The following is a 25,551-nucleotide window of genomic DNA, read 5'->3' as shown; positions in this document are numbered from 1 at the left end:
GGCAGGGAGAAATGCAGGCGGAAAAAGCGGGCGTCATTTCAGCCGCTCCTGCAGCAGCGGCAGTTGCGCGACGAACGCCGTACTGTCTTCCAGGCAGCGCAGGTCGAGCAGCAGGCGGTCCTCCGCGATGCGGCCGATCACCGGCAAGGGCAGGCTGCGCAGTGCGGTCGAAAGCACATCGAGCGCCGTGCCCACGCCCTTCTTCGACGTGCCGGCCGGCGCAAGCGCAAGGCCGGCCGAGGGCAGGCGTTCGACGGGCAGCGAGCCGGAGCCGATCTGCCCGAGAAGCGGCACGACCTCGACCGTGAAGCGCGGCGACACGGAAGCCTGCACCTGGCCTTGCAGCGCCAGGGCCATCTCGCGGATCGCGTCGGCGGGCCTCGTCAGCAGGCGCAGCGTCGGCAGGTCCTTCGCAAGCCGCTCGGGCCGCAGGTACAGCGACAACGTGGCTTCCAGCGCGGCCAGCGGCAGCTTGCTCATGCGCAGCGCGCGCTTCATCGGGAACTTGCGGATGCGGCCCACTGCGGCCTTGCTTCCCACGATCAGGCCCGCCTGCGGACCGCCCAGCAGCTTGTCGCCCGAGAAGGTGACCACGTCGCAGCCGGCGGCCAGCATCTCCTGCGGCAACGGCTCGCGCGGCAGGCCGTAGTGCGCCAGGTCGACCAGCGAGCCACTGCCCAGGTCGGTGGCCAGCGGCACGCCGCGCGCATGCGCGATGCCGGCGAGCGTGGCCTCGTCCACCGCCGCGGTGAAACCCTGCACGGCGTAGTTGCTGGTGTGCACCTTCATCACCAGCGCGGTGTGCGCGTTGATGGCGCGTTCGTAGTCCTGCGGGTGTGTGCGGTTGGTGGTGCCGACCTCGACCATGCGCGCGCCCGCGCTGGCCATCACGTCGGGCATGCGGAACGCGCCGCCGATCTCGACCAGTTCGCCGCGTGACACGATCACCTCGCGCTCGCGTGCCAGCGCCGCGATGGTCAGCAGCACCGCCGCGGCATTGTTGTTGACCACCGTGGCGGCCTCTGCGCCGGTGATGCTGCACAGCAGCTCTTCCACCAGCGAGTCTCGGTCGCCGCGGCTGCCGGTGGCCAGGTCGTACTCGAGGTTGTTCGGCGAGGTCATCACCGCGAGCAGCCGCTGCAGCGCCGCATCGGCCAGCAGCGAGCGGCCGAGGTTGGTGTGGATCACCGTGCCCGTGAGGTTCAGCACGGCGCGCATGCGCGGTGCCAGGCGGGCCTGCACGCGCACGGCGAGCGCATGGCCGAGCGCGTCGTGCTGCACCTCCGAGGCGTCCAGCCGGCCCGTCACGGCCCGTGCGCGCAGGCCTTCCAGCAGTGCGCGCGCTTCCTTCACCACCAGCGTGCGGCCGTGCTCTGCCAGCAAGGCGCCCGGCACCGCGAGGCGCAGCAGTTGATCGACAGAAGGCAGATCCTGGGGCCTTGCCGTCGAGCCGTGGACCACGGACTCTGTCGGCGCGGCCATCAACAGCGCGTCCGATGAGAAAGCCATGAACACCGCGGAACCGGCTTTGCCGGGCCGCCGGTGTTGCCCCCGGTAGGGGGAAGGAGAAGCGGACACGAAGTGCCGCGCAGCCTGGGGGCGAGCCATGAACACCGCGGAACCGGCTTTGCCGGGCCGCCGGTGTTGCCCCCGGTAGGGGGAAGGAGAAGTGGACACGAAGTGCCGCGCATCCTGGGGGCGAGTCCAGAAACACCGAGGAACCGGCTTTGCCGGGCCTCAGGTGTTGCCCCCGGTAGGGGGAAGGAGAAGCGGACACGAAGTGCCGCGCATCCTGGGGGCGAACTCATGACTCTCCGAACAGCAGCATGAGGTTGTGGCCGCTGCGCTGGTGGCCGGCTTCGGACACCAGCAGGTCGAGCGTGACGCTCGCGAGGTCGTCGGCCACCGGCTCGACCTCGGGGTCCTTCTCCATCGCGACCTGCTTGAGGTAGTGGTTGCAGCTGTCGCAGCACTCCGCCTTCACCGCGCCTTCGCGCGCGCCGGTGGCGGGCAGTTCCACGCCGGGCTGCGGCGACAGCGATTCGAAGTGGATGCCCTTGGTGCTCTCGCAGTGCGTGCACTTGATGCGTACGTAGTGCCACTCGGTGCTGCACAGGGAGCAGTGCAGATAGCGGAAGCCGGCTTCGTCGGCGCCGATGCGCGTGATGCTCGCCGTGGGTGCGCTGCCGCAGCAGGGGCATTCGGTGCCGGGGTCGGTGCGCCCGAAGATGTTCTCGCCGTCGCGCTCCGCCACGCTGAGCACGAGCTGCGTCCAGTAGACCTGCAGGCCGGCAGCAATGAGCGGTGCCGCTGCCAGGTCGAGCCCGAACATCACGCGGCGCGAGAGCCGGTCGGCCTGCGCGTCGATCCACGCATCGCTTTCCGCCACCACGCGATCGAGCGTGTCGCGCGCGGCGCCTTCGGGTGCGCGTGCGTGGAAAAGTGCCAGCAGGCGACGCAGCTCGTTCAGCCACACCGGGTCGCGGGTCCAGCCGAAAGCGGGCATCGGCGGCTTCAGCGCCTTGGCGGCGGCTTCGAGCGCTTCGGATCCGGGCAGTGCCACGGCCGCATGGTCCTGCAGCACCCGGTGTTGCGCCTGCGCGAGGTCGGCGATGAAGAGCAGGTACTCGCGCATCGGATGCGAGGCCGCGAGCTGTCGCAGTCGAAGTTGACGGTCGGAGAACACGAGCGAGCGAGCGGGCAGCCGCAGGAACGGCATCTGCCGCCCGGCCTGCATCGCGATCTGCTCCGGATCGAGGACGCGCGTGGTGCGCAGCGGTGATGTGCCGGAAGGGCTGTTCATTGCAACCACTCTACAGCGCCGAGGCCGGGTTTGTCTTGCTCTTTCCCCCTACGGCAGAAGGCCGGGGCGGGGCAGTGCCCGACGCGCGCCATCCGGTGGCCGGGGCTGCCATGCCCCCATTCCCGCTTCCCGGAAGGAGAGAAAGAAAGACGATGCGCGCGCTACTCGCCACGCGTCATCTTCCGGTGCCACAGCGGGTGATTGAGCTTCGCCCATCCTTCCGTGACGGTGCCGCGCGTCATCGCGCGCATCGTGCCCTTGACCCAGATCGCCGCGTAGATGTGCGTGATGACGGAAATGATCAGCACCACGGCCGAGACCGAATGCACGACCACCGCGATGCGGCGCACCAGGATCGGGAAGAAGCCGACGAACCACGGGCTCCAGAACATGAAGCCGGTGAGGAACAGCAGCAGCAGGCTCACACCGAAGGCCCAGAACACCAGCTTCTGCCCGGCGTTGTACTTGCCCACCGGCGGCATGCCCGACTTGTCGCCCTTGAGCATCTTCGGCGCGTTGGCGATCCATTCGCGGTCGACCCGGTCGAACACGTTCTCGCGCCACATCGTGAAGAAAAGGAACACGAAGCCGAACACCATCAGCAGGCCCAGGAACGGGTGCAGGATGCGCGTCCACGGCCCGCCGCCGAACAGCGTGCTCAGGAAGAAGAGGGCGGGGTGGAAGAAGGCCAGTCCCGAGAGCGCGGCCGCGAAGAACATGATCGCCACGAACCAGTGGTTCATGCGCGTGGCATCGCGGTAGCGGCGAAGGTAGTAGCGTGTCATCGCATTCTCCTCATGCACGAGGCGGATGGATCGGCGAAGCGGGCGGCGGCGGCTGCTCGATCACGACCTCGTCGTCGGGCCGGCCGTCGAGGTCGGCGTCGGGGTGGTCGTCCTTCGGCTCGATCGGGCCGGCCTTCATGTAGTGGAAGAAGCTGCCGACCACCGCGCCGATCATCGCGACCATGGCCAGCGGCTTGGCCACGCCCTTCCACAGCGACACCAGCGGGCTGATGTGCGGGTCCTTCGGCAGGCCGGCATACAGGCCGGGACGGTCCGCGTGCTGCAGCACGTACATGACGTGCGTGCCGCCTACCCCCGCGGGGTCGTACACGCCAGCATTGGAGAAGCCGCGGTCCTTCAGGTCGACGATGCGCTCCGAGGCGTACTCGTGCATGTCCTCCTTGGTGCCGAAATGCAGCGCGCCGGTGGGGCAGGCCTTGACGCAGGCCGGCTCCAGGCCCACGCCCACGCGGTCGGAACACAGCGAGCACTTGTAGGCCTTGTTGTCGCCCTTGCTGATGCGCGGCACGTCGAACGGGCAGCCGGTGACGCAGTTGCCGCACCCCACGCAGTGCTCGCTGATGAAGTCGACGATGCCGTTGCTGTACTTGACGATGGCGCCCGGCGAGGGGCACGACTTCAGGCAGCCCGGGTCGTCGCAGTGCATGCAGCCGTCCTTGCGGATCAGCCATTCGAGCTTGCCGGCCTCGGGCTCCACCTCGGAGAACTTCATCACCGTCCACGACGACGGCGTGAGATCGACCGGGTTGTCGTAGGTGCCGTGCGTGGTGCCGACCTCGTCGCGCAGGTCGTTCCATTGCATGCACGCCACCTGGCAGGCCTTGCAGCCGATGCAGGTCGAGACGTCGATCAGCTTGGCCACCTGCTTGACCTGCGGGCGGTGGCGGATGTCGGGCGACGGCGTGGTGGTGGCCGAGCGGGCGGCGATGTCGAGGGTCTGGAGGGAGGACATCAGCGGCTCCGGTTCGGGGTCTTGCTCCTTCCCCTCTGGGGGAAGGCGGGGATGGGGGCAGGCCTTCGATGAGGCGCCGTGTGGTCGTGGAGGCCGTCGTGCCCCCACCCGGCCCTCCCCAGCGGGGGAGGGAGAAAGACCAGGGCATCGAGTGTGTCGAGAAGCTGCTTCATCTCACGCCTTCTCGATGTTCACCGTGAACGACTTGTACTCCGGCGTCTGCGTGTTCGCGTCGCCCACGAACGGCGTGAGCGTGTTCACGAGGTAGCCCGGCTTCGCCACGCCCACGAAACCCCAGTGGTTGGGCAGCCCCACGGTGTGCACCGTGCGTCCGTCCACCTGCAGTCCGACGATGCGCTTGGTGACCAGCGCCACGGCCTTGATGTAGCCACGCTTGCTCGACACCTTCACGATCTCGCCGTTGGCAATGCCCTTCTCCCTGGCCAGTTCCTCGCCGATCTCGACGAACTGCTGCGGCTGGATGATGGCCGAGGTGCGCACGTTCTTGGTCCAGTAATGGAAGTGCTCGGTCAGGCGGTAGCTGGTGGCCACGTACGGGAAGTCCTTCGGCACGCCGAGGCGCTCGAGGTCGCCCTTGAAGATGCGTGCTGCGGGGTTGGCGCGCGCCACGGCGTTGTTCGGGTGCATCAGGTTGTTCGTCAGCGGCGACTCGAACGGCTCGTAATGCTCCGGCAGCGGGCCTTCGGCCATGCCCGTCGGCGCGAACAGCCGGGCCACGCCCTCGGCGGTCATGATGAACGGGCGCACCGCCTCGGCTTCCATCGGGTCGGCGTCGGGACGGATGTCGGGCACGTCCGCGCCGGTCCACTGCTTGCCGTTCCACGCGACGAGGCCGCGCCTGGCGATCCACGGCTTGCCGGTGGCCGGATCGGTCGACGCGCCGTTGTAGAGGATGCGCCGGTTCGCGGGCCACGCCCACGCCCAGTTCTGCACCATGCCGATGCCGTACGGGTCGGCGTTGTCGCGCCGCGCCATCTGGTTGCCGGCCTGCGTCCATGCGCCGGCGTAGATCCAGCAGCCCGAGGCGGTCGAGCCGTCGTCGCGCAGGAGCCCGAAGCCCGAGATCTGTTCGCCGGCCTTCGCAAGCGGCGGCTTGGTCGGGTCCTTCGGGTCGAGCAGGTCGGTGAGCGCGCGGCCGTTGTATTCCATCGCCAGCTCTTGCGCCGAGGGCGAGTGCGGAATCTTGTAGGGCCAGGTGAGCTTGACGATCGGATCGGGAAACGCGCCGCCGTCCTTGATGTAGGCCTGGCGGATGCGGTTGTAGATGCCCGCCACGATCTCGATGTCGCCCTTGGCCTCGCCCGGCGGCTCGGCGCCCTTCCAGTGCCACTGCAGCCAGCGGCTGGAATTGGTGAGCGAGCCGTCTTCTTCCGCGAAGCAGGTCGATGGCAGCCGGAACACCGTGGTCTGGATCTCGGCGGTCTTCACGTCGTTGAACTCGCCGAAGTTGCGCCAGAACTCGCTGGTCTCGGTCACCAGCGGGTCGATGGTGACCAGAAACTTGAGCTTCGACAACCCCTCGACGATCTTGCGCTTGTCGGGGAACGAGCCCACCGGGTTGAAGCCCTGGCAGATGTAGCCGTTGAGCTTGCCCAGGCTCATGAGCTCGAAGGCCTGCAGCACGTCGTAGAGCTTGTCGATCTTGGGCAGGTAGTGGAAGGCCCAGTCGTTCTGCGCCGTGGCCGCATCGCCCCACCAAGACTTCTGCATGCTGACGAAGAACTTCGGGTAGTTCTGCCAGTAGCTCATCTGGTTGGGCCGCAGCGGCTTCAGCGCGCGGGTCTTGTAGTAGTCGTCCAGCGTCTGCTCGCTGTCACGCGCCAGCGACATGTAGCCCGTCAGCGAGTTCGACAGCAACCCCAGGTCGGTCAGGCCCTGGATGTTGCTGTGCCCACGCAGCGCGTTCATGCCGCCGCCCGGCACGCCGATGTTGCCCAGCAGCAGCTGCACGATGGCGCCGGTGCGGATCATCTGCGAGCCCTGGCTGTGCTGCGTCCAGCCCAGCGCGTACATGATGGTCATGGTGCGCGTGGGCACGCTGGTGCTGGCGATGTACTCGCACACCTTCAGGAACTTGTCCTGTGGCGTGCCGGTGATGCGGCTCACCAGTTCGGGCGTGTAGCGCGCGTAGTGGCGCTTCATGACCTGCAGCACGCACTGCGGGTCCTGCATGGTCATGTCGACCTTGGCAAAACCGGCTTCGTCCAGCGCGTAGTTCCACGACTTGGGGTCGTAGTTGCGCTTCTCGGCGTTGTAGCCGCTGAACAGGCCGTCCTCGAACTTGTAGTCAGGCCCGACGATGAAGGTCGCGTTCGTGTAGTTGCGTACGTACTCCGTCTGGATCCTGTCGTTGCTCAGCAGGAAGTTGATGACCCCCGCGAGGAACGCGATGTCCGAGCCCGCGCGCACCGGTGCGTAGTAGTCGGCCATGGCGGCCGAGCGCGTGAAGCGCGGATCCACCACGACAAGGCGCGCCTTGTTCTGCTTCTTGGCCTCGATGACCCACTTGAAGCCGCACGGATGCGCCTCCGCGGCGTTGCCGCCCATGATCAGCACGACATCCGCGTTCTGGATGTCCTGCCAGTGGTTGGTCATCGCGCCTCTGCCGAACGTCGGGGCCAGACTGGCCACCGTGGGTCCGTGTCAGACGCGTGCCTGGTTGTCGAACACCAGCATCCCGGTCGAGCGGAATGCCTTGTGGGTGATGTAGCCCGTTTCGTTGGAGGAAGCCGATGCGCACAGCATGCCGGAGCTGGTCCAGCGGTTGACGGTCTTGCCGTCGGCGTTGGTGGTCTGGAAGTTGGCGTCGCGGTCGGCCTTGAGCAGCTTCGCGATGCGGTCCAGCGCCTCGTCCCAGCCGATGCGCTTCCATTCGGTGCCGCCGGGCTCGCGCACCTCGGGGTACTTCAACCGGTTGGTGCTGTGCACGAAGTCCAACAGCCCCGCGCCCTTGGGACACAGCGTGCCGCGGTTGACCGGGTGGTCGGCGTCGCCCTCGATGTGGAGGATGGCGGGCACCACGTTTTTCGCCTTGTCGCCGAGGCTGTACATGATGAGCCCGCAGCCCACCGAGCAGTAGGGACAGGTGTTGCGGGTTTCTGTGGTGCGCGCGAGCTTGAAGTTGCGGGCCTCGGCCAGCGCGGCGGTCGGCGAGAACCCGAGCGCCACGATGCTGGAGCCGACCAGCCCCGCGCTGCTGACGCGGAAGAATTGCCGGCGGCTTATGTCCATGACATGGCCTCCTGCAGCGGTGAAGTGGTGTGTTTCATCGAAGCTTCTTCTTTGCGTGGGAAAACTGGAGGAGCGGGCTGCGCTACTTCGGCGCCGTGCCATCGCCGCCGCTCGGGGCGGGCGCTGAACTGCCCGAGGTGTTGCCGCCGCCTGGCCCGCTGACGCCGCCGACGGCCGCGCCGCCTTCGGAAGGGCCCTTGTGCGCGGTGGTGGCGTCGACCTTGTCGCCGGAGTCGGCAGGCTTGATGCCGCTCGGACTGGCACCCGATGGTGCCGCGGCGGGAGTGCTGGAGGCCGGGGCCGCGGCGGGCTTCGGGTCGCAGGCACTCAGCAACATGCCGAAGGCCAGGCAAAGGCCCAGGGTCTGCAGGCGCTGGCATCTCGGCATCGACACTCCTTCGGGGAAAGGACCGCCAGACAATGGAATGTTTTTTTGGGCCCTTGCCGCCGCCGGATCGAATGCCCGGTCGCGACGGCAGGACCTTTTGTCGCATCATGCGACAGGGCCTTGGGCCGATCAAGTAGGCCAAAACCGGCAATAACCCTCGAATCCGGCCGAGCGCCGTCCTCTGGGCTATCGTCGCGCCCATGAATGCCTCCCTCCGCCTGGGTTGGCGCACGCTCTGGCGCGACCTGCGCGCCGGTGAACTGCGCCTGTTGATCGTTGCCGTGCTGCTGGCCGTGGCCGCGCTCACGGCTGTCGGCTTCTTCGCCGATCGCCTGCAGGGCGGGCTGAAGCGCGATGCGCGCCAGTTGCTGGGTGGCGACGCCGTGGTGGTCAGCGACAACCCGACGCCCGAGGCCTTCGTGGCGCAGGCAAGGTCGCTGGGGCTGCAAGGCACGGCCACCTATGGCTTTCCGACCATGGCGCGCGCCGAGGACGCGCAGGGCGGCGCCAGCAAGCTGGTGGCGCTGAAGGCCGTCACCGCCGGCTATCCGCTGCGCGGCAGCCTGCAGACCTCCGCCACGCTCGACGGTGCGGGCAGCGTCACGCGCGACATTCCGCCGCCCGGCGAGGCCTGGGTCGATGCCTCGCTGCTCGACTCGCTCGGCCTGAAGGTCGGCGACCCGCTGCTGCTGGGCGACACCAGCCTGCGCGTGGGCCGCGTGATCACGCTGGAACCCGACCGCGGCGCCGGCTTCATGAGCTTCTCGCCGCGCGTGATGCTCAACCAGGCCGACGTGGCGCGCACCGGGCTCGTGCAGCCGGCGAGCCGCGTGGGCTACCGCTATGCGGTGGCCGGCAGCGACGCTGCAGTCAAGCGCTTCACCGACTGGGCCGACGCCGCCATCAAGAAGGGCGACCTGCGCGGCGTGCGGCTCGACTCCTTCGAGGGCGGCCGTCCGGAGATGCGCCAGACCCTCGACCGCGCCGAGAAATTCCTGAGCCTGGTGGCGCTGCTGGCGGCGCTGCTGTCGGCGGTGGCGGTGGCGCTGGCCGCGCGCGGCTTCGCGGCCAGCCACCTCGACGACTGCGCGATGCTGCGCGTGCTCGGCCAGAGCCAGCGCACCATCGCGGTGGCCTATGCCTTCGAGTTCGCGGTGATCGGCATCGTGGCCAGCGGGCTGGGCGTGGTCATCGGTTTCGGGGTGCATTACGTGTTCGTGCTGCTGCTGGCCGGGCTGGTCGAGACCGCATTGCCGGCCGCCACGTTGTGGCCCGTGGCCTTCGGCCTGGGCATGGGGCTCACGCTGCTGTTCGCGTTCGGCCTGCCGCCGGTGCTGCAACTGGCCAAGGTGCCGCCGCTGCGCGTGATCCGCCGCGACGTCGGCGGGCTCAAGCCGGCGTCGCTCGCGGTGCTGGGCATCGGCGTGGCGGGCTTCGCGGCACTGCTGATGGCGGCGAGCAGCGACATCAAGCTGGGCCTGATCGCGGTCGGCGGGTTCGCAGGCGCGGTGGCCGTGTTCGCGCTCCTGAGCTGGCTGGCGGTGAAGGTGCTGCGCCGCAGCGTGAACGAGACCACCGCGCCGCGCTGGCTGGTGCTGGCCACGCGGCAGATCTCGGCGCGGCCGGCCTATGCGGTGGTGCAGGTCAGCGCGCTGTCGGTGGGCCTGTTGGCGCTGGTGCTGCTGGTGCTGCTGCGAACCGACCTCGTGGCCAGCTGGCGCAAGGCCACGCCGCCGGATGCGCCGAACCGCTTCGTCATCAACGTCATGCCCGACCAGAGCGAGGCCTTCCAGAAGTCGCTGCGCGACGCCGGCGTGCGCAAGTTCGACTGGTACCCGATGATCCGCGGCCGGCTCGTGGCCATCAACGACAGGCCGGTGACGCCCGACGACTACACCGAGGACCGTGCCAAGCGGCTGGTAGACCGCGAGTTCAACCTGAGCAACAGCGTCGAGGCGCCCGCGCACAACAGCATCACCGCCGGCAGGTGGACGCCCGACGCCAAGGGCGAGGTCAGCGTGGAAGAAGGCCTGGCCGAGACGCTGGGCCTGAAGCTGGGCGATTCGCTGCGCTTCGACATCGGCGGCATGCAGAACGACGCGCGCATCACGTCGCTGCGCAAGGTCGACTGGGGCTCGCTGCATGCCAACTTCTTCGTGATGTACACCGTGGCTTCGCTGGCCGACGTGCCCACCACTTACATGGGCGCCTTCCGCGCTCCCGAGACGCGCGGCTTCGACAACGCGCTGGTGCGCAGCTACCCCAACGTGACCAACGTGGACATGAGCGCCACCATCAACCAGCTGCAGCGCGTGCTCGACCAGGTGATCCGCGCGGTGGAGTTCCTGTTCGGCTTCACGCTGGCCGCCGGCCTCGTGGTGCTGTTCGCCGCGGTGACCGCCACGCGCGAGGAGCGCGCGCGCGAGTTCGCCGTGATGCGCGCGGTGGGCGCACGCGCCAGCCTGCTGCGCCAGGTACAGCGCGCCGAGCTGGCGGGCGTGGGCCTGCTCGCGGGCTTCCTGGCGAGCATCGTGGCTTCGGCGATCGGCTGGGCGCTGGCGCGCTACGTGTTCGAGTTCACCTGGACCGCGTCGCCGTTGGTGCCCGTTGCCGGCGCGCTGGCGGGCGCGGTGCTGGCGCTGGGCGCGGGATGGTGGGGCCTGCGCGACGTGCTGCGCCGCCCGGTGGTCGATACGCTGAGGCGCGCGGCCGAGTAATCTTTTTCTTCTGCGCAGATCGAGGACGGGGCCGGGGATGCAATACATTCCCCGGCCCCGTATTCATTTCAGAAGAGAAATTCCTGCATGCGCTTGGCGTCATTCCAGATCACCAACTTTCGCTCGATCAACGACAGCGGCCTCATCGATTCCTCTCGGATCACGGCGATCCTTGGTCGGAACGACAGCGGCAAGTCGAACCTGCTGCGCGCACTCCACAGCCTGAACCCGGCCGAAGGCCCGGTCGAAATCAGCCCCATCAAGGACTTTCCGCGCCATCGCCGGCTCGAAGAGTGCACCGGCGACACGCCGGTCGTCTTCACGCGCTGGAGCCTGGACGACAGCGAACAGGCCGCGCTGGCCGCGATCTTTCCGCGTGCGGCCGGCGTGCGCCACGTCACCGCGCGCCGCGGTTATGCCGCCACGCGCACCGGCGGGCTCGAAGGCCTTGCGCCGCTGTCGCTCGATGTCGGCGACATCAAGGGCAAGGTCCGCAAGATCGTGCCGGCCGTGAAGGCCGCCGCGGAGAAGGTGGCCGAGGAGGCGCGCGCCGCGCTCGAGCAGGAGGCCGACACCTTCGACGCCGCGATGATCATGAGTCCCGACCACGTCCGCTGGTCGGCCGGCGCGGTGCAGGCCATGCAGGCGTTGCGCAAGGCACTTGCCGCGGCCGGCGCCGAACTCAGCGACAAGCAGGACCAGATGCTCGCCGAGCTCGAGGAGCTGGCACTCTCCATCGCCGACGACGAACCTGCGCACGCGCGCGCACGCGCCTGGGTGCTCGAGAACCTGCCGCGCTTCGTCTACGTGGACGAGTACCCCGCGCTGCCCGGCCGTCAGAACATCGCCGAATACCTGGGCCGCCAGGGCTGGGGACAGCTCACGCCCGCGCAGCAGAGCTTCGGCAAGCTGTGCAAGGTCGCAGGGCTCGACCCGCAGCAGCTGCACGACCTGCTCGACAGGAACGACCAGGCCACGCGCAACCAGCTGGCGAACCGCGCCGGCGCGGTGGTGACGGCAGAGATCCGCCGCCTGTGGAAGGACCGTCCGCTGAAGGTGCGCTTCAACCTCGACGGCCCCTACCTCGACACGCTGGTGTCCGACCCCGACGGCGCGTACGACGTGGAGGTGAACCTCGACGAGCGCAGCCGCGGCTTCCAGTGGTTCTTCTCGTTCTACATCGCGTTCTTCGCCGACACCCGGGGCGGCCGCGCGGAAGACGCCGTGATGCTGCTCGACGAGCCCGGTCTTCACCTGCACGCGCACTCGCAGGCCGACCTGCTCGCGCACTTCGAACAGGACTTCGGCAACCAGATCATCTACACCACGCACTCGCCGTTCATGGTGCCGGTGCACCGGCCGGACGCGGTGCGCACCGCCAGCCTCGGCGAAACGGCAGGGACGACGGTGAGCAACACGGCGCAGGGAGACGAGCGCACGCTGTTTCCGTTGAAGGCCGCGCTGGCGCTGAGCGGGACGGCTGTGGAGCCTGCGAAGAACGTTGCTGGGGATGCGAACGCAAAGACAAATGCCAGGATGGCTGGAACAACCGCCGGGACAGCCAGCGAGCACGCCGACGCTCGTTTGGCCCCCGTTGTCTGATCGGATGCCGCACGGCGCAGCCAACGGCGGGCACGCGGGACCTTAATCGGCGCCAACCATGCGCCGCATGAGCAGGCTTTTCAAATCTCGTCGCGTGTCGCAGACGACGTGGATGTAGGCGATGTCCATGCGCACCTCGTAGATGAGGCGGTTCCTGCCGGAGATGACTTGCCGGTATTGGGCCGCGTTCAGGTTTTCCAGCTCTTCAGGAACCCGTCCCGCCTGTGGGTGTGCTTCGATCATCGCCACGGACTGCTTGATCTTCTCGTAGCTCACAGTCCAGGTGTCGTTGCCGAAGTTCTTGATGATGTAGCGCCTCAGGTCCTTCAGGTCGGCCTCGGCGGACCGCAGGAACACAACCTTCAATTCGCGTCTTCTTGGTCCAGTTCGGCGAACACGTCTTCCGCGGACCGAAACTGACCCTGGTCGATTTCGCGATTGCCGAGTGCCAGGACTTTCAGCAGAGCGAGAGTGGCTTCGTGTTCCTCGTACGAGCGGACGTCCATCACCACGAGTTTGGCTTCGCCGTTCTGGGTAATGACCAGAGGCTCGCGAGTGTCCGCCAAGGTCTTCACGATATCTGCAGCATGGCTCTTGAGATAACTGATGGGTTTAACTTGAGTGGAGAAATTCATTGCATGTGCTCCCATGTTTCCGTCGACCGAACTTATTATGGTCTGAATTTGGTTCGATTGACGCTTCATGCAGGCGTGTCTTCGTCCCTGAACATGTGCTCCCCCGCGAAGTCCACGAAGGCGCGCACCTTCGGCGAGAGCTGCCGGCTCGACGGCCACAGCGCAGAGAACTGGCCCTGTCGCACCAGGTGCGTGGCCAGCACGCGCTGCAGTTCGCCGCGGCCCAGCGAATCGCGCGCCAGGAAATCGGGCATGTAGGCCACGCCGAGGCCGGCGATGGCTGCGCCGAGCATCGCTTCCATGTTGTTGCACAGCAGGCCGGGCGGCAATTGCTCCGGCAGGCCTGGCAGGTCCCATTCCTCGATCTTGCCCCCCGTCGCGAACTTGTAGCGCAGGCAGGCGTGGTGCACGAGGTCGGCCGGCACATGTGGCACGCCGTGGCGCGCCAGGTAGGCGGGTGAGGCCACCAGCACGAAGCGGAAGGGGCCGAGGCGTCGCGCGACCAGTTGCGAATCGACCAGGTCGCCGCTGCGGATGGCCACGTCGACGCCCTCGGCGATCACGTCGACCAGCCGGTCGTTGAAGTCGAGGTCGAGCTCGATCTCGGGGTAACGGGCCTTGAAGGCTGGAAGGACAGGCAGGAGAAAACGGTAGCCGATGGTCGGCAGGCTCACGCGCAGGCGGCCGCGCGGCGCGGCGATGGCGTCCTGCATCATGGCCCGCGCATCGTCGAGCTCATCGAGGATGCGGCGGCAGCGCTCGTGAAACAGGGCGCCTTCCTGGGTGAGCCGCGTGTGGCGCGTGGTGCGGTTGAAGAGACGCACGCCGAGCTGCTGTTCGAGCCGCGCCACGTTCTTGCCCACTGCCGATGCCGAGATGCCCAGCAACCGGCCGGCCTTGGCGAAGCTCAGCAGGTCCGCCGCGCGCACGAAGGATTCAAGCCCGCTGAAACTGTCCATGGATTGACAACCTTTGGTTGGGAGTGTGCGGATTGGCGCGGCCATTCTCCTTTCATTGAATCCTTTTTATCTTCGTGCTCCCGATTCTTCCTTTTTGCACGCAGGCCTTCGATGTCCCCGACTTCTTCCAAGAACTGGCTGCTCGCCGCCGTCTGCCTGGCCGCTCTGGGCATGCCGCTGAGCTTCACCGGTCCGGCGGTGGTGCTGCCCGCCATCCACGGCGCGCTGGGCGGCAGTCCAGTGCAACTCAACTGGGTGACCAACGCTTTCATGCTGAGCTTCGGCGCCACCTTGATGGCGGCCGGCGCGCTCGCCGACGCCTGCGGGCGCAAGCGCGTGTTCCTGCAGGGCCTGGCGGTGGTGGCCCTGAGCAGCTCGCTGCAGACGCTCGCACCCGGCATCGTCGCCTTCGACCTGGTGCGCGCGCTGCAGGGGCTGGGTTCGGCCGCTGCCTTTGCCGCCGGCACCGCGGCGCTGGCGCAGGTGTTCGATGGGGCGGCGCGCACGCGGGCCTTCAGCCTGATCGGCACCTCCTTCGGTGTGGGGCTGTCGTGCGGCGCCATCCTCTCGGGCTGGCTCGCGGAGCGCTTCGGCTGGCAGGCGGTGATGCTGAGCCCCGGCGCGGTGAGCCTTGTGGCGCTGTGCATCGCGGCGCGTTGCATGCGCGAGTCGCGCAATCCGCATGCGATGGGGCTCGACCTGCCCGGCTGCGCCACCTTCACCGCCGCACTGAGCCTGCTGACACTGGGCGTGCTGCAGGCACCGGAAAGCGGCTGGGGCAGCCCTCGGGTCGCCGGCGCGCTCGCGGCGGCGCTGCTGATGGGCGCGGCCTTCGTCGCCGTCGAGCGGCGCGTGGCGCATCCGATGCTCGACCTGTCGCTGTTCCGCTTTCCGCGCTTCGTCGGCGTGCAGTTGCTGGCCGCCGCGCCGGCCTACGGCTTCGTCGTGCTGCTGGTGCTGCTGCCGATCCGCTTCATCGGGCTGGAAGGGCGCAGCGCGCTCGAGGCGGGCAGCTTCATGTTCGCGCTGTCCGGGCCCATCCTCGTGGTGCCGACGCTCGCTGCCTGGCTGGCCCACAGGTTCTCGGCGGGCGCGATTTCCGCGACGGGCTTGCTGGTGTGCGCCGCAGGCCTGTTCTGGCTCGGCCGCTGTGCGCCGGGCGCGTCCCTGCATGAACTGGCGGGTGCGCTGCTTCTGGTCGGCGCGGGCATCGGCCTGCCCTGGGGCCTCATGGACGGGCTTGCAGTGAGCGTGGTGCCGCGCGAACGCGCGGGCATGGCGTCGGGCATCTTCAACACGGTGCGTGTCGCGGGCGAGGGCATCGCGCTGGCGCTCGTGGGCGCCGGGCTGACTGCGCTGGTGGCCGCGCAACTCGGCCATGCCGCTTTCGCAGCACAGGCGGCACAGCGCCTGACCACCGGCGACCTGTCGCAGGCGCTGGCCCTGCTGCCCGGCATGGACCGCGCGGCGCTGCTGCAAGCCTACGGCGCGGCGTTCGGCACGCTGCTGTGCGTGCTGGCGGCTGTGACGGTGTTGACTGCGGTGGTGGTGTTCGTGTTTCTGCGGGGCGGGATGCGAGCGCACGCCGAGGACGGCGGCGTGGGGCTGGAATCGACCGCCTGCTGAGCGGGCCGGGGCGTTGTCGACGCCTCAGACCCCGGCCGCCTCGAAGATGTCGCGCAGCCACTGGGTGAAGACGCGCACGCGCGAGGACAGCTGCCGGTTCTGCGAATAGAGCACCGACACCGGCATCGGCGGCGGTGCGAACGCGGCCAGCACCACCTGCAGACGGCCGTCGGCCAGTTCGCTGGCCACGCGATAGCGCGGCACCTGCACGAGGCCCAGCCCGGCGACCGCCGAGCCGGTGTAGAGATCGGCGCCGGTGACCGACACGATGCCCCCGAGCTGCACCGTCGTGACGCGGCCTTCGACCGTGAACTCGAGCGGGACCGCCTTGCCGGTGGCGCTCGAGAAGTAGTTGACGGCGCGGTGTGCAGCGAGCGCCTCCATGCTCGCGGGCTCGCCGTGCGCCGCGAGGTAGGCCGGGCTCGCGACCGTCACCTGCGGCAGCAGCGCCACGCGCCGCGCGACCATCGAGGAGTCCTGCAGGTTGCCGGCGCGCAGCACGCAGTCGACGCCTTCGCGCACCAGGTCGACCAGCCGGTCGTCCTCGCCGATGTGCAGTTCGAGGTCGGGATACCGGGCGAGGAACGCGGGCAGCGCCGGCACCACGAAATTGCGCGCCAGCGTGCCTTGAAGGTTCACGCGCAGCAAGCCCTTCGGCGCCTCGTTGCGGAACAGGCCCTCGGCTTCCTCCACGTCGGCGAGTAGCCGCACGCAGCGGCGGTAGTAGGCCTCGCCGTCCTGCGTGAGCCGCACGGTGCGGGTGGTGCGCTCGAGCAGGCGGGTGCCGATGCGCTGCTCGACGCGCTTGATCAGGTTGGTGACGGTGGCGCGCGGAATCTGCAGGTCTTCGGATGCCTGCGTGAAGCTCTGGCGTTCGGCGATGCGCACGAAGGCCTGCATTTCCTGGAAGCGGTCCATGGCGATGGCCTGATTTATTGTTGAAGTAAATGGAATGGTAATGGCGATGTGCGGTTGATTATCTTTGCAGCGGAACGATCGATGATTCGTCTCACCAACCCAGCAACCCACCAATGCAAAGGAAACAGCCATGAACAAGCCCTCGAACTCCCAGGTCGCCATCGTTACCGGCGCCTCTCGCGGCATCGGCGCCGCCGTCGCGCAGCGCCTTGCCAAGGACGGCTTCGCCGTCGCAGTCAACTACGCTGCGAGCCCGGCGCAGGCCGATGCGCTCGTCGCCGAGCTGAAGGCCGGCGGCGCCAGGGCCTTGGCCGTGAAGGCCGACGTGTCGAAGGCCGGCGAAGTGCGCGCCATGTTCGACGCGGTCGAGGCGCAGCTCGGCAAGGTCGACGTGCTGGTCAACAACGCCGGCGTGCTCAAGACGGTGCCGCTGGCCGAGCACACCGACGCGCTCTACGACCAGACCTTCGACATCAACGTGCGCGGCACCTTCAACACGCTGCGCGAAGCCGCCAGGCGGCTGAACGAAGGCGGGCGCATCGTCAACTTCTCGAGCACCACGCTGGCGCTGAACATGCCGGGCTACGCGATCTACAACGCAACCAAGGCGGCCGTCGAGGCATTCACGCATGTGTTCGCCAAGGAACTGCGCGGCCGCAACATCACGGTGAATGCCGTGGCGCCGGGTCCGATCGCCACGTCGCTGTTCCTCGATGGCAAGACCGAGGAGCAGGTCCAGACCTTCGCGAAGATGCCGCCGCTGCAGCGCCTGGGCCAGCCCGAGGACATCGCCTCGGTGGTCTCCTTCCTCGCCAGTCCCGATTCGGGCTGGGTCAACGGCCAGGTCCTGCGCGCCAACGGCGGCATCGCCTGAGCGCGTCATCCGCACCGGCTTCCTACGGAGAAAACACCATGTCCAGGCAGATCATCCTCGTCACCGGTGCGGGCACCGGCATCGGCAAGCTCAGCGCGCAATCGCTGGCGGAAGCGGGCCACATCGTCTACGCGTCGATGCGCGACATCGCCGGGCGCAACGCGGGCCGTGCCGCCGAGTTGCGCACCCTCGCCGCCGCGAAGAGCATCGCGCTGCACCCGCTCGAGCTCGACGTGCTCTCTCAGGCGTCGGCCGACGCAGCCGCCGCGACCATCGTGCGCGAGCAGGGCCACATCGACGTGGTCATGCAGAACGCCGGCCACCTCGTGGTCGGACCCACCGAGGCCTTCACGCCGGAAGAGATCGTGAAGGTGTTCGACACCAACGTTATCGGTGCGCAGCGCGTGAACCGCGCGGTGCTGCCGCATCTGCGCCGCCAGGAGTCGGGGCTGATGCTGTGGATCAGCAGCACCACCACCAGGGGCGGCTTTCCGCCGTTCATGGGCCCGTACGGCGCGGCCAAGGCGGCGATGGATTCGCTGGCCGTCACGCTGGCCTACGAGATCGCGCGCTTCGGCATAGAGACCTCGATCGTCGTGCCCGGCGCCTTCACCAGGGGCACCGACCATTTCCCGAGCGCCGGCAAGCCGGCCGATGCGGCCACCGCCGCCGCCTATGCCCGCTATGACGGCGTGATGGACCAGATCGGCGCGCGCCTGTCGGCGCTCACGCCCGACAACGCCGATCCGCAGGCCGTGGCCGACGAGATCGTGCGCATCGCGGGCCTGCCGGCCGGCGCGCGGCCGATGCGCTCCCTGATCGACTTCGTCGGCGACGGTGCGGCGGAGGTGTTCGAGGTGTCGGAGCGTGTGCGCATCGAATTCGCGAAGCGAATCGGCATGGGCGACCTGCTCGAAGCGGCCGTGCGGCGCTGAGCGCGGCCGTCACGAAAAGCGGGCCAGTCTTCCTGTCCAATAGCGCCATGGAAAACCGACCCGACGACGCCCTGGCCGACCGCGTGACCGAACTCGAGATCAAGTCGAGCTACGCCGAAGACCTGCTCGACCAGCTGAACATGACGATCTACCGCCAGCAACAGCAGATCGACAGGCTCATCCTGCACGTCACGCAGCTCAAGGAACAGAGCCAGAACGCGATGCAGCACGGCTCCGCCTCCAGTCCGCGCGACGAACTCCCCCCGCACTACTGAGCGGGGCCACTGTTCGTGAGACACCGCGGAACCGGCTTCGCCGGGCCGCAGGTGTCGCCCCCGGCGAGGGGGAAGGAGCAGCGACACGAAGTGCGCGAAGCCTGGGGGAGTGCCTATGTCCGCCGGGCCGCAGGTGTCGCCCCCGGCGAGGGGGAAGGAGCAGCGCCACGAAGTGCGCGAAGCCTGGGGGAGTGCCTATGTCCGCCGGGCCGCAGGTGTCGCCCCCGGCGAGGGGGAAGGAGCAGCGACACGAAGTGCGCGAAGCCTGGCGGCGTCACCCATGCGAATGCCAGAGCACCGCGAAGAAGTGGCACGTGCTGCCCGCCAGCACGAACAGGTGCCACACCGAGTGGGCGTAGCGCACCTTGTTGTCGAACAGGAACACCACAGCGCCGGCCGTGTAGAACAGGCCGCCGGCCACGAGCCAGCCCAGGCCTGCGGCCGACATGCGCTCGTAGAGCGGCACGGCGGCCATCAGCGCCATCCAGCCCATGGCCACGTAGAGGCCGGTCGACCACAACGGATGCTGCAGCCGGTTGAACAGCTTGGCGCCCACGCCCAGCACGGCGGCGGCGCAGATGGCGCCGAACAGCGTCCAGCCCAGCGGGCCGCGCAGCACGCCGAACAGGAAGGGCATGTAGCTGCCTGCAATGAAGAGATAGATGGCCGCGTGGTCGAGCCGGTTGAACCAGGCCTTGGCCCGGCCGACGGGCAGGGCGTGGTAAAGCGTGGAGATCAGGTACAGCACGATGGCGGTGCCGGCGAACAGGCAGGCACCGACGATGCCGGCGGCCTGTTCCCGCTGCGCCGCGCTGTAGACGAGGATCGGCAGCGCCGCGATCGCCAGCGCGAGGCCCAGGCCGTGGCTCAGCGCATTGAAGAGCTCTTCCATCGCGGTCTGCTCGCGCACCGCGAGGACGGAAGGGCGCTGGGAGGAGGGCGTCGTTGTACGGGCTGTCATCGGTACCTCATGCAAACGGGGTGGATGGAGAAGGACGCTCACGCAGGAACTGCGCCGGGCTGCCGCGGCCTACTTGACCTGCTGCTTGCCCAGCTTGCGGGCCAGCGTGCGCCGGTGCATGCCGAGCCTGCGCGCGGTCTCCGAGATGTTGAAGCCGGTCTCGGCCAGTGTCTCGTGGATGCGCTCCCATTCGAGCGTCTTGATCGAGGTGGAGCGGTTGGTGAGCTCGACCTCGGTGGTGCCGGTTGCACGGCCGAAGGCGGCCTCGATGTCGTCGGTGTTCGACGGCTTGGCCAGGTAGTGGCAGGCGCCGAGCTTGATGGCTTCCACCGCCGTCGCGATGCTGGCGAAGCCGGTGAGCACCACGATCAGCATCTTGGGGTTGTGGCGATGCAGCATCTGCACGCACGCCAGGCCCGAGGCCTCGCCGTTGAGCTTGAGGTCGACCACGGCGAAACCCGGCGAGGAGGCGGCCAGGTACGCCTCGACCTCGGCGAGGTTGGCGGCCTGCGCCACCGCGTAGCCGCGACGCTCGAACGAGCGGCCCAGCGCGCGCGCGAAGGCGTCGTCGTCCTCGACGATCAGCAACTGGCGCTCAGCTCCGGTGTCCGTCATGGCCTTCCGTTTCGATGGTCCTGTTCGCGTTCTCGAGAACCTTGACGTCTTCGTCCGCTTCGTCGTCTTCCACTTCCTCGTCCTCTTCCAGCACGATCGCCGCGAGGGGCAGCGTGATCTTCACGATGGCCCCGCCCTCCGGCCGGTTGCCGGCCGCCACGCGGCCACCCACGGTGCGCGCCACGTTCACGACAAGGAACAGGCCCAGGCCGCCGCCCGGGCGGCCCTTGCTCGACTGGTAGGGTTTGCCGAACTCCTTCAGGATGCCCGGCAGGAAGCCGGGGCCCGCGTCGGTGACGGTGATCGTCAGTGCGCCGGCGTCGTGCGCCGCTTCCAGGCGCAGCCAGTGCGGCGACGCCTCGAGTGCATTGTCGAGCACGTTGCAGATCATCTGCTTGAGGGCCGAGTCGGAGACCATGGGCAGGTCCCGGCCAAAGCGGTTGTCGTACTCGAAGTCTTCCACCGGGCGCGTGGTGCGCCACTCCTCGATCAGGTCGTCGAGGAAGGTGCTGACGGTGGTTTCCTCGGACGACTCGCCGCGCGCCTCGCCGGCCGACAGCAGGATGCCGCTCACGATGCTCTTGCATCGCTGGATCTGCAGTTCCATCTCGGCCACCTCGGTCAGCAGCTCGGGGTCGGAGTTGAAGTGCGGCAGGCGGCGCCAGTCGCCCAGGATCACCGCCAGCGTGGCCAGCGGCGTGCCCAGTTCGTGGGCTGCGCCCGAGGCCAGCAGGCCCATTCGCACGATGTGCTCTTCCTCGGAGGCCCGCTGGCGCAGGTCGGCCAGCCGCGCGTCGCGCGCGCGCAGGTTGCGGCTGATGCGGGTGATGAAGATCACCAGCAGCGCCGCGTTCAGCGCGAAGCACACCAGCATGCCCTGCACGTAGGGGCTCGACAGGCCGCGATGGTGGTCCAGCGGCAGTTCGAGCGGCCGCGAGAACAGCGCCAGCCCGGCGAAGCAGATGCTGGTGATCACCACCATGGTCCAGGTCGACCAGGCCTTCAGAAGCACCGCGCCCAGCGTCACCTGCAGCAGGAAGAGGAACACGAAGGGGTTGGTCGCGCCGCCGCTCAGGTAGAGCTGGGCGGTGAGCGTGGCCACGTCGACCAGCAGCGCGAGGAACAGTTCGCCGTTGGTCACGCGCCGGTGGCTGCGCGAGCGCAGCAGGCTCACCATGTTGAACATCGCCAGGCAGGCCAGCACCTGCAGCATGTGGTCCAGCGGCAGCCGGATCGCGAGGCCGTAGTGCACCACGAGGATGGTGACCACCTGCCCGACCACCGCGAACCAGCGCAGCTGGATCAGCTGCTGCATGTTCTGGTGGCCGATGGCGTTGTCCAGGCTGGCCACCCCGGCGCGGGGCGCGTGCAGCTCCCCCGCGACCGCCTCAGTGGCGGCGGGCATCTTCGGTGCGGCGAGTGTCGGCATGCGCCGCATTCTCGCTGCGCCGCACGAACCACGCGGCGATGAGCACCATCAGGGCGAGGCCGTACCAGGTCAGCGCGTAGACCAGGTGGCTGTTGGGAAAGGCGATGACCGTCAGCCCGCCGGCGGGCCAGGCGGGTGCCGCCGTGGCATCGGCGGGCTGCCGTGCCGTCGCTTCGGCGTCGATGAAGTAGGGCGCCACGTCCGCCAGCCCGCGGGCCTGCGCGATGGCCTGCACGTCGCGCGAGAACCAGCGGTCGGCGGCAGGGTCGTTGCTGCGCAGGAAACCGCCCTTGGGTTCGGTCAGGCGAAGCAGGCCGGCCACCGCCGTCTCGCCCTGGGGCTCGCCGGCCGTGCGCGCCGAACGCTCGCGCGCCTCGGGCGGCACGAAGCCGCGGTTGACGAGCACCACGCTGCCGTCGGCGGTGCGCAGCGGGGTGAGCACCCAAAAGCCGGCGCCGAGCCGGGTGCTGGCCTGGACCAGGGCTTCCTTGTCGTGGAGGAAAGTGCCGGCAAGGCGGACATGCCGGTATTCGTCATTGGCCGCGTTGACCGTGGGCCATTCGGTTCGCCCGGGCGGTGCGGAGGCCGGGGCGTGCACGCGTTGTTCGACGCGGGCGATGAGGTCCAGCTTCCAGGCCCGGCGCTCGACCTGCCAGGTTCCGAGCGCGACGAAACCTGCGAAGGCGAGGACGGCGCAGACCGCAAGCGCCACCCGCGCGGCGGCTGAGCGCTGGCGGACTGCAGCCGCCATCAGGGCATGTTCTTCATGTCGTGCATGGTCGGCATCATGTTGGTGTTCATGTGATACATGACCCACAACGAGCCGGCCAGCGTGATGACCACGACCACGAGCGTGAAGATCAGCGCCAGCATGTTCCAGCCGCCCTCGGACTTGGCGTCCATGTGCAGGAAGTACACCATGTGGACGACGATCTGCACCACGGCGAAGGCCAGGATCACGAGCGCGGTGGTGTTCGGCTTGTCGAACACCTTCGCCATCACGAGCCAGAAGGGAATGGCGGTGAGGATCACGGCCAGCACGAAGCCGGTCATGTAGCCCTTGAAGGTGCTGTGGCTCACGGGGCCGTCGTCGTGGCCATGGTCGTCATGGCCGTGTGCGCCGTGGCCGGCGGTGTCGATATGCGCGCTCATTGCAGCGATCCCATCAGGTACACGAAGGTGAAGACGCCGATCCAGACCACGTCCAGAAAGTGCCAGAACATCGACAGGCACATCAGGCGGCGGCGGTTGGCGGCGGTGAAGCCGTGCTTGGGCAGCTGGACCATCAGCACGATGAGCCAGATGATGCCGAAGGTCACGTGCAGGCCGTGGGTGCCCACCAGTGCGAAGAACGACGACAGGAACGCGCTGCGTTGCGGGCCGGCGCCTTCGTGGATCAGGTGCGCGAACTCATACAGCTCGAGGCCGATGAAGCCTGCGCCCAGCAGGCCGGTGATGGCCAGCCAGACCAGCACGCCGCCCATGCGGCGGCGCTGCATCTCGAGCATCGCGAAGCCGTACGTGATGGACGACAGCAGCAGCAGCGAGGTGTTGATCGCCACCAGCGGCAGGTCGAACAGGTCGGCGCCCGAGGGGCCGGCCGCATAGCTGCGGCCCAGCACGCCGTACACCGCGAACAGGCACGCGAAGATCAGGCAGTCGCTCATCAGGTAGAGCCAGAACCCCAGCAGGGTCCCGTTCTCCGGATGGTGGTCTTCGTTGCGGACGTTGAACAGCTCGAAGGTGGGCACGCTCGAGGCGTTGCCCACGGTGTTCGTGTGGGAGGGGAGGGCGGTACTGTTAGACATGGGCAGCCAGGAGGCGCGTGCGCGCGTCTTCGGTGCGAACGACTTCATCCGTGGGGATGTGGTAGTCGCGCTTGTAGTTGAAGGTGTGGACGATGATGGCGACGAGCATGGCGACGAAGCCGATGCCGGCCAGCAGCCACATCTGCCAGATCAGGGCGAAGCCGCACACCGCGCTCAGCGCCGCGATGACGAAGCCGGCGGCCGTGTTCTTGGGCATGTGGATCGGGCTGAAGCCTTCCAGCGGACGCTCGTAGCCGCGGGCCTTCATGTCCGACCAGGCGTCGTTGTCGTGGATGCGGGGCGTGAACGCGAAGTTGTAAGCCGGCGGGGGCGACGAGGTCGACCATTCCAGCGTGCGGCCGTCCCACGGGTCGCCCGTGGTGTCGCGCAGCGAATCGCGGCGGATGTAGCTCACCACCAGCTGGATGATGAAGCAGCCGATGCCCAGCGCGATCAGCACGGCGCCGAAGGCGGCGACCTGGAACCAGATCTGCAGCGACATGTCCTGGAAGTGGCTCATGCGGCGGGTGACACCCATCAGGCCGAGCACGTACAGCGGCATGAAGGCGGTCCAGAAGCCGACGATCCAGAACCAGAACGAGCACTTGCCCCAGAACGGGTCGAGCTTGTAGCCGAAGGCCTTCGGGAACCAGTAGGTGATGCCGGCCAGCATGCCGAACAGCACGCCGCCGATGATCACGTTGTGGAAGTGGGCGATCAGGAACAGGCTGTTGTGCAGCACGAAGTCGGCCGGGGGCACCGCCAGCAGCACGCCGGTCATGCCGCCGAACACGAAGGTGATCATGAAGCCGATGGTCCACATCATGGGCAGTTCGAAACGGATCCGGCCGCGGTACATGGTGAAGAGCCAGTTGAAGATCTTCGCCCCCGTGGGGATCGAGATGATCATGGTCGTGATGCCGAAGAACGAGTTCACGCTGGCGCCGGAGCCCATGGTGAAGAAGTGGTGCAGCCACACGAGGTACGACAGGATCGTGATCACGACCGTGGCGTACACCATCGAGGCGTAGCCGAACAGGCGCTTGCCCGAGAAGGTGGAGACCACTTCCGAGAAGATACCGAAGGCCGGCAGGATCAGGATGTACACCTCGGGGTGGCCCCAGATCCAGATCAGGTTCACGTACATCATGGCGTTGCCGCCCATGTCGTTCGTGAAGAAGTTGGTGCCGACGTAGCGGTCGAGCGACAGCAGGGCCAGCACAGCGGTCAGGACCGGGAAGGCGGCCACGATCAGCACGTTGGTGCACAGGGCGGTCCAGGTGAAGACGGGCATCTTCATCATGGTCATGCCGGGTGCGCGCATCTTCACGATGGTGACCAGCAGGTTCACGCCGGACAGCAATGTCCCGACCCCCGCTATCTGCAACGACCAGATGTAGTAGTCCACCCCCACGTCGGGGCTGAAGAGAATGCCCGACAGCGGCGGGTAGGCCAGCCAGCCGGTCTTGGCGAACTCGCCGACGAACAGCGAAGCCATCACGAGGCCGGCGCCGAAAGTGGTCATCCAGAAGCTGAAGTTGTTCAGGAACGGGAAGGCCACGTCGCGCGCGCCGATCTGCAGCGGCACCACGAAGTTCATGAGGCCGGTGACCAGCGGCATCGCCACGAAGAAGATCATGATCACGCCGTGGGCGGTGAAGACCTGGTCGTAGTGGTGCGGCGGCAGGAAGCCGGCGTTGTCGCCGAAGGCGATCGCCTGCTGGGCGCGCATCATGATGGCGTCGGAGAAGCCGCGCAGCAGCATCACCAGGCCCAGGATGATGTACATGATGCCGATCTTCTTGTGGTCGATGCTGGTGATCCAGTCGCGCCACAGCGTGCCCCAGACCTTGAAATAGGTCATGGCGCCGAGCAATGCGAGGCCGCCGAGCGCCACCGCGATGAAGGTGCCGATCAGGATCGGCTCATGGTAAGGAATGGCCTCCCAGGTGAGGCGGCCGAAGACCAGCTTCGTGAGGTCGAGGTGTTCGAGCAT

Annotated in this window: 23 protein-coding genes; 6 read left to right on the top strand and 17 right to left on the bottom strand. The window is 67.9% G+C overall.

Annotation, left to right across the window (positions count from 1 at the left end; translation table 11 throughout):
• Nucleotides 1-33: 33 nt before the first annotated feature.
• From selA to AACL56_RS22580, 6 genes are all read right to left on the bottom strand, one after another.
• Complete coding sequence (gene selA, locus AACL56_RS22605) at nucleotides 34-1,482, bottom strand: L-seryl-tRNA(Sec) selenium transferase (protein ID WP_339092921.1); 1,449 nt, start codon at nucleotides 1,480-1,482, stop codon at nucleotides 34-36.
• A gap of 322 nt (nucleotides 1,483-1,804) precedes the next feature.
• Nucleotides 1,805-2,803 carry a formate dehydrogenase accessory protein FdhE gene (gene fdhE / locus AACL56_RS22600; protein WP_339092036.1) on the bottom strand — a complete coding sequence of 333 codons (999 nt, stop codon included), beginning with the start codon at nucleotides 2,801-2,803 and terminating at the stop codon, nucleotides 1,805-1,807.
• 161 nt (nucleotides 2,804-2,964) lie between these two features.
• On the bottom strand, nucleotides 2,965-3,588 hold the full coding sequence (locus tag AACL56_RS22595; protein WP_339092035.1) for a formate dehydrogenase subunit gamma: 624 nt from the start codon (nucleotides 3,586-3,588) through the stop codon (nucleotides 2,965-2,967).
• Between the two features lie 10 nt (nucleotides 3,589-3,598).
• Nucleotides 3,599-4,561 (bottom strand): formate dehydrogenase subunit beta, encoded by a 963-nt coding sequence (gene fdxH / locus AACL56_RS22590; protein ID WP_339092034.1) that lies wholly within the window; start codon nucleotides 4,559-4,561, stop codon nucleotides 3,599-3,601.
• 174 nt (nucleotides 4,562-4,735) lie between these two features.
• Nucleotides 4,736-7,813 carry a formate dehydrogenase-N subunit alpha gene (gene fdnG, locus AACL56_RS22585; protein WP_339092033.1) on the bottom strand — a complete coding sequence of 1,026 codons (3,078 nt, stop codon included), beginning with the start codon at nucleotides 7,811-7,813 and terminating at the stop codon, nucleotides 4,736-4,738.
• A gap of 82 nt (nucleotides 7,814-7,895) precedes the next feature.
• Nucleotides 7,896-8,201 (bottom strand): hypothetical protein, encoded by a 306-nt coding sequence (locus AACL56_RS22580; protein ID WP_339092032.1) that lies wholly within the window; start codon nucleotides 8,199-8,201, stop codon nucleotides 7,896-7,898.
• Nucleotides 8,202-8,401: 200 nt separating this feature from the next.
• Between AACL56_RS22580 and AACL56_RS22575 the strand changes: the two genes are divergently transcribed.
• Together AACL56_RS22575 and AACL56_RS22570 are read left to right on the top strand one after the other, a co-directional pair.
• A complete protein-coding gene (locus tag AACL56_RS22575; RefSeq protein WP_339092031.1) occupies nucleotides 8,402-10,918 on the top strand; it encodes an ABC transporter permease in 2,517 nt (838 codons plus the stop codon).
• 87 nt (nucleotides 10,919-11,005) lie between these two features.
• Nucleotides 11,006-12,520, top strand: coding sequence for an ATP-dependent nuclease (locus AACL56_RS22570; RefSeq protein WP_339092030.1), 1,515 nt, complete (start codon nucleotides 11,006-11,008; stop codon nucleotides 12,518-12,520).
• Between the two features lie 42 nt (nucleotides 12,521-12,562).
• On the opposite strand, the gene AACL56_RS22565 is transcribed toward AACL56_RS22570, so the two are convergent.
• The 3 genes from AACL56_RS22565 to AACL56_RS22555 form a co-directional block, all read right to left on the bottom strand.
• Nucleotides 12,563-12,877, bottom strand: a complete 315-nt coding sequence (locus AACL56_RS22565; protein WP_339092920.1) for a type II toxin-antitoxin system RelE/ParE family toxin — start codon at nucleotides 12,875-12,877, stop codon at nucleotides 12,563-12,565.
• 5 nt (nucleotides 12,878-12,882) lie between these two features.
• A complete protein-coding gene (locus AACL56_RS22560) occupies nucleotides 12,883-13,155 on the bottom strand; it encodes a type II toxin-antitoxin system Phd/YefM family antitoxin (RefSeq protein WP_339092919.1) in 273 nt (90 codons plus the stop codon).
• Between the two features lie 65 nt (nucleotides 13,156-13,220).
• A complete protein-coding gene (locus AACL56_RS22555; protein WP_339092029.1) occupies nucleotides 13,221-14,114 on the bottom strand; it encodes a LysR family transcriptional regulator in 894 nt (297 codons plus the stop codon).
• Between the two features lie 111 nt (nucleotides 14,115-14,225).
• Between AACL56_RS22555 and AACL56_RS22550 the strand changes: the two genes are divergently transcribed.
• Nucleotides 14,226-15,740 (top strand): MFS transporter, encoded by a 1,515-nt coding sequence (locus tag AACL56_RS22550; RefSeq protein ID WP_339092028.1) that lies wholly within the window; start codon nucleotides 14,226-14,228, stop codon nucleotides 15,738-15,740.
• Between the two features lie 24 nt (nucleotides 15,741-15,764).
• Here AACL56_RS22550 and AACL56_RS22545 read toward each other — a convergent pair whose 3' ends face one another.
• Nucleotides 15,765-16,658 (bottom strand): LysR family transcriptional regulator, encoded by an 894-nt coding sequence (locus AACL56_RS22545; RefSeq protein WP_339092027.1) that lies wholly within the window; start codon nucleotides 16,656-16,658, stop codon nucleotides 15,765-15,767.
• Nucleotides 16,659-16,788: 130 nt separating this feature from the next.
• On the opposite strand from AACL56_RS22545, the gene AACL56_RS22540 reads away from it, so the two are divergent.
• From AACL56_RS22540 to AACL56_RS22530, 3 genes are read left to right on the top strand one after another with little or no spacing between them, the layout of a single operon-like run.
• The gene (locus AACL56_RS22540) at nucleotides 16,789-17,532 is read left to right on the top strand and encodes an SDR family oxidoreductase (RefSeq protein WP_339092026.1); all 744 of its coding nucleotides are present in this window, start codon (nucleotides 16,789-16,791) and stop codon (nucleotides 17,530-17,532) included.
• Between the two features lie 38 nt (nucleotides 17,533-17,570).
• Complete coding sequence (locus AACL56_RS22535; protein ID WP_339092025.1) at nucleotides 17,571-18,467, top strand: SDR family NAD(P)-dependent oxidoreductase; 897 nt, start codon at nucleotides 17,571-17,573, stop codon at nucleotides 18,465-18,467.
• 47 nt (nucleotides 18,468-18,514) lie between these two features.
• Nucleotides 18,515-18,742, top strand: a complete 228-nt coding sequence (locus AACL56_RS22530; RefSeq protein WP_339092024.1) for a SlyX family protein — start codon at nucleotides 18,515-18,517, stop codon at nucleotides 18,740-18,742.
• Nucleotides 18,743-19,016: 274 nt separating this feature from the next.
• On the opposite strand, the gene trhA is transcribed toward AACL56_RS22530, so the two are convergent.
• The 7 genes from trhA to cyoB form a co-directional block, all read right to left on the bottom strand.
• Nucleotides 19,017-19,703 carry a PAQR family membrane homeostasis protein TrhA gene (gene trhA, locus AACL56_RS22525; protein WP_339092023.1) on the bottom strand — a complete coding sequence of 229 codons (687 nt, stop codon included), beginning with the start codon at nucleotides 19,701-19,703 and terminating at the stop codon, nucleotides 19,017-19,019.
• A 69-nt stretch (nucleotides 19,704-19,772) separates the two neighbouring features.
• Nucleotides 19,773-20,318 (bottom strand): response regulator transcription factor, encoded by a 546-nt coding sequence (locus tag AACL56_RS22520; protein ID WP_339092022.1) that lies wholly within the window; start codon nucleotides 20,316-20,318, stop codon nucleotides 19,773-19,775.
• Nucleotides 20,299-21,723, bottom strand: a complete 1,425-nt coding sequence (locus AACL56_RS22515) for an ATP-binding protein (protein ID WP_339092918.1) — start codon at nucleotides 21,721-21,723, stop codon at nucleotides 20,299-20,301. Before AACL56_RS22515 ends, AACL56_RS22520 begins: the two co-directional genes overlap by 20 nt.
• A complete protein-coding gene (locus tag AACL56_RS22510; RefSeq protein ID WP_339092021.1) occupies nucleotides 21,707-22,498 on the bottom strand; it encodes an SURF1 family protein in 792 nt (263 codons plus the stop codon). Before AACL56_RS22510 ends, AACL56_RS22515 begins: the two co-directional genes overlap by 17 nt.
• Nucleotides 22,498-22,899 carry a cytochrome o ubiquinol oxidase subunit IV gene (gene cyoD, locus AACL56_RS22505; protein ID WP_339092020.1) on the bottom strand — a complete coding sequence of 134 codons (402 nt, stop codon included), beginning with the start codon at nucleotides 22,897-22,899 and terminating at the stop codon, nucleotides 22,498-22,500. Before cyoD ends, AACL56_RS22510 begins: the two co-directional genes overlap by 1 nt.
• Nucleotides 22,896-23,555 (bottom strand): cytochrome o ubiquinol oxidase subunit III, encoded by a 660-nt coding sequence (gene cyoC, locus AACL56_RS22500; RefSeq protein WP_339092019.1) that lies wholly within the window; start codon nucleotides 23,553-23,555, stop codon nucleotides 22,896-22,898. The genes cyoD and cyoC overlap by 4 nt, the downstream gene beginning before the upstream one ends.
• Nucleotides 23,548-25,551, bottom strand: a complete 2,004-nt coding sequence (gene cyoB, locus AACL56_RS22495) for a cytochrome o ubiquinol oxidase subunit I (RefSeq protein WP_339092018.1) — start codon at nucleotides 25,549-25,551, stop codon at nucleotides 23,548-23,550. Before cyoB ends, cyoC begins: the two co-directional genes overlap by 8 nt.

The sequence above is a fragment of the Variovorax paradoxus genome (assembly GCF_902712855.1).
Taxonomy (GTDB): Bacteria; Pseudomonadota; Gammaproteobacteria; order Burkholderiales; family Burkholderiaceae_C; genus Variovorax; species Variovorax paradoxus_Q.
The sequence above is the reverse complement of the archived record's forward strand: the minus strand, read 5'-3'. Positions and strand labels throughout refer to the sequence as shown.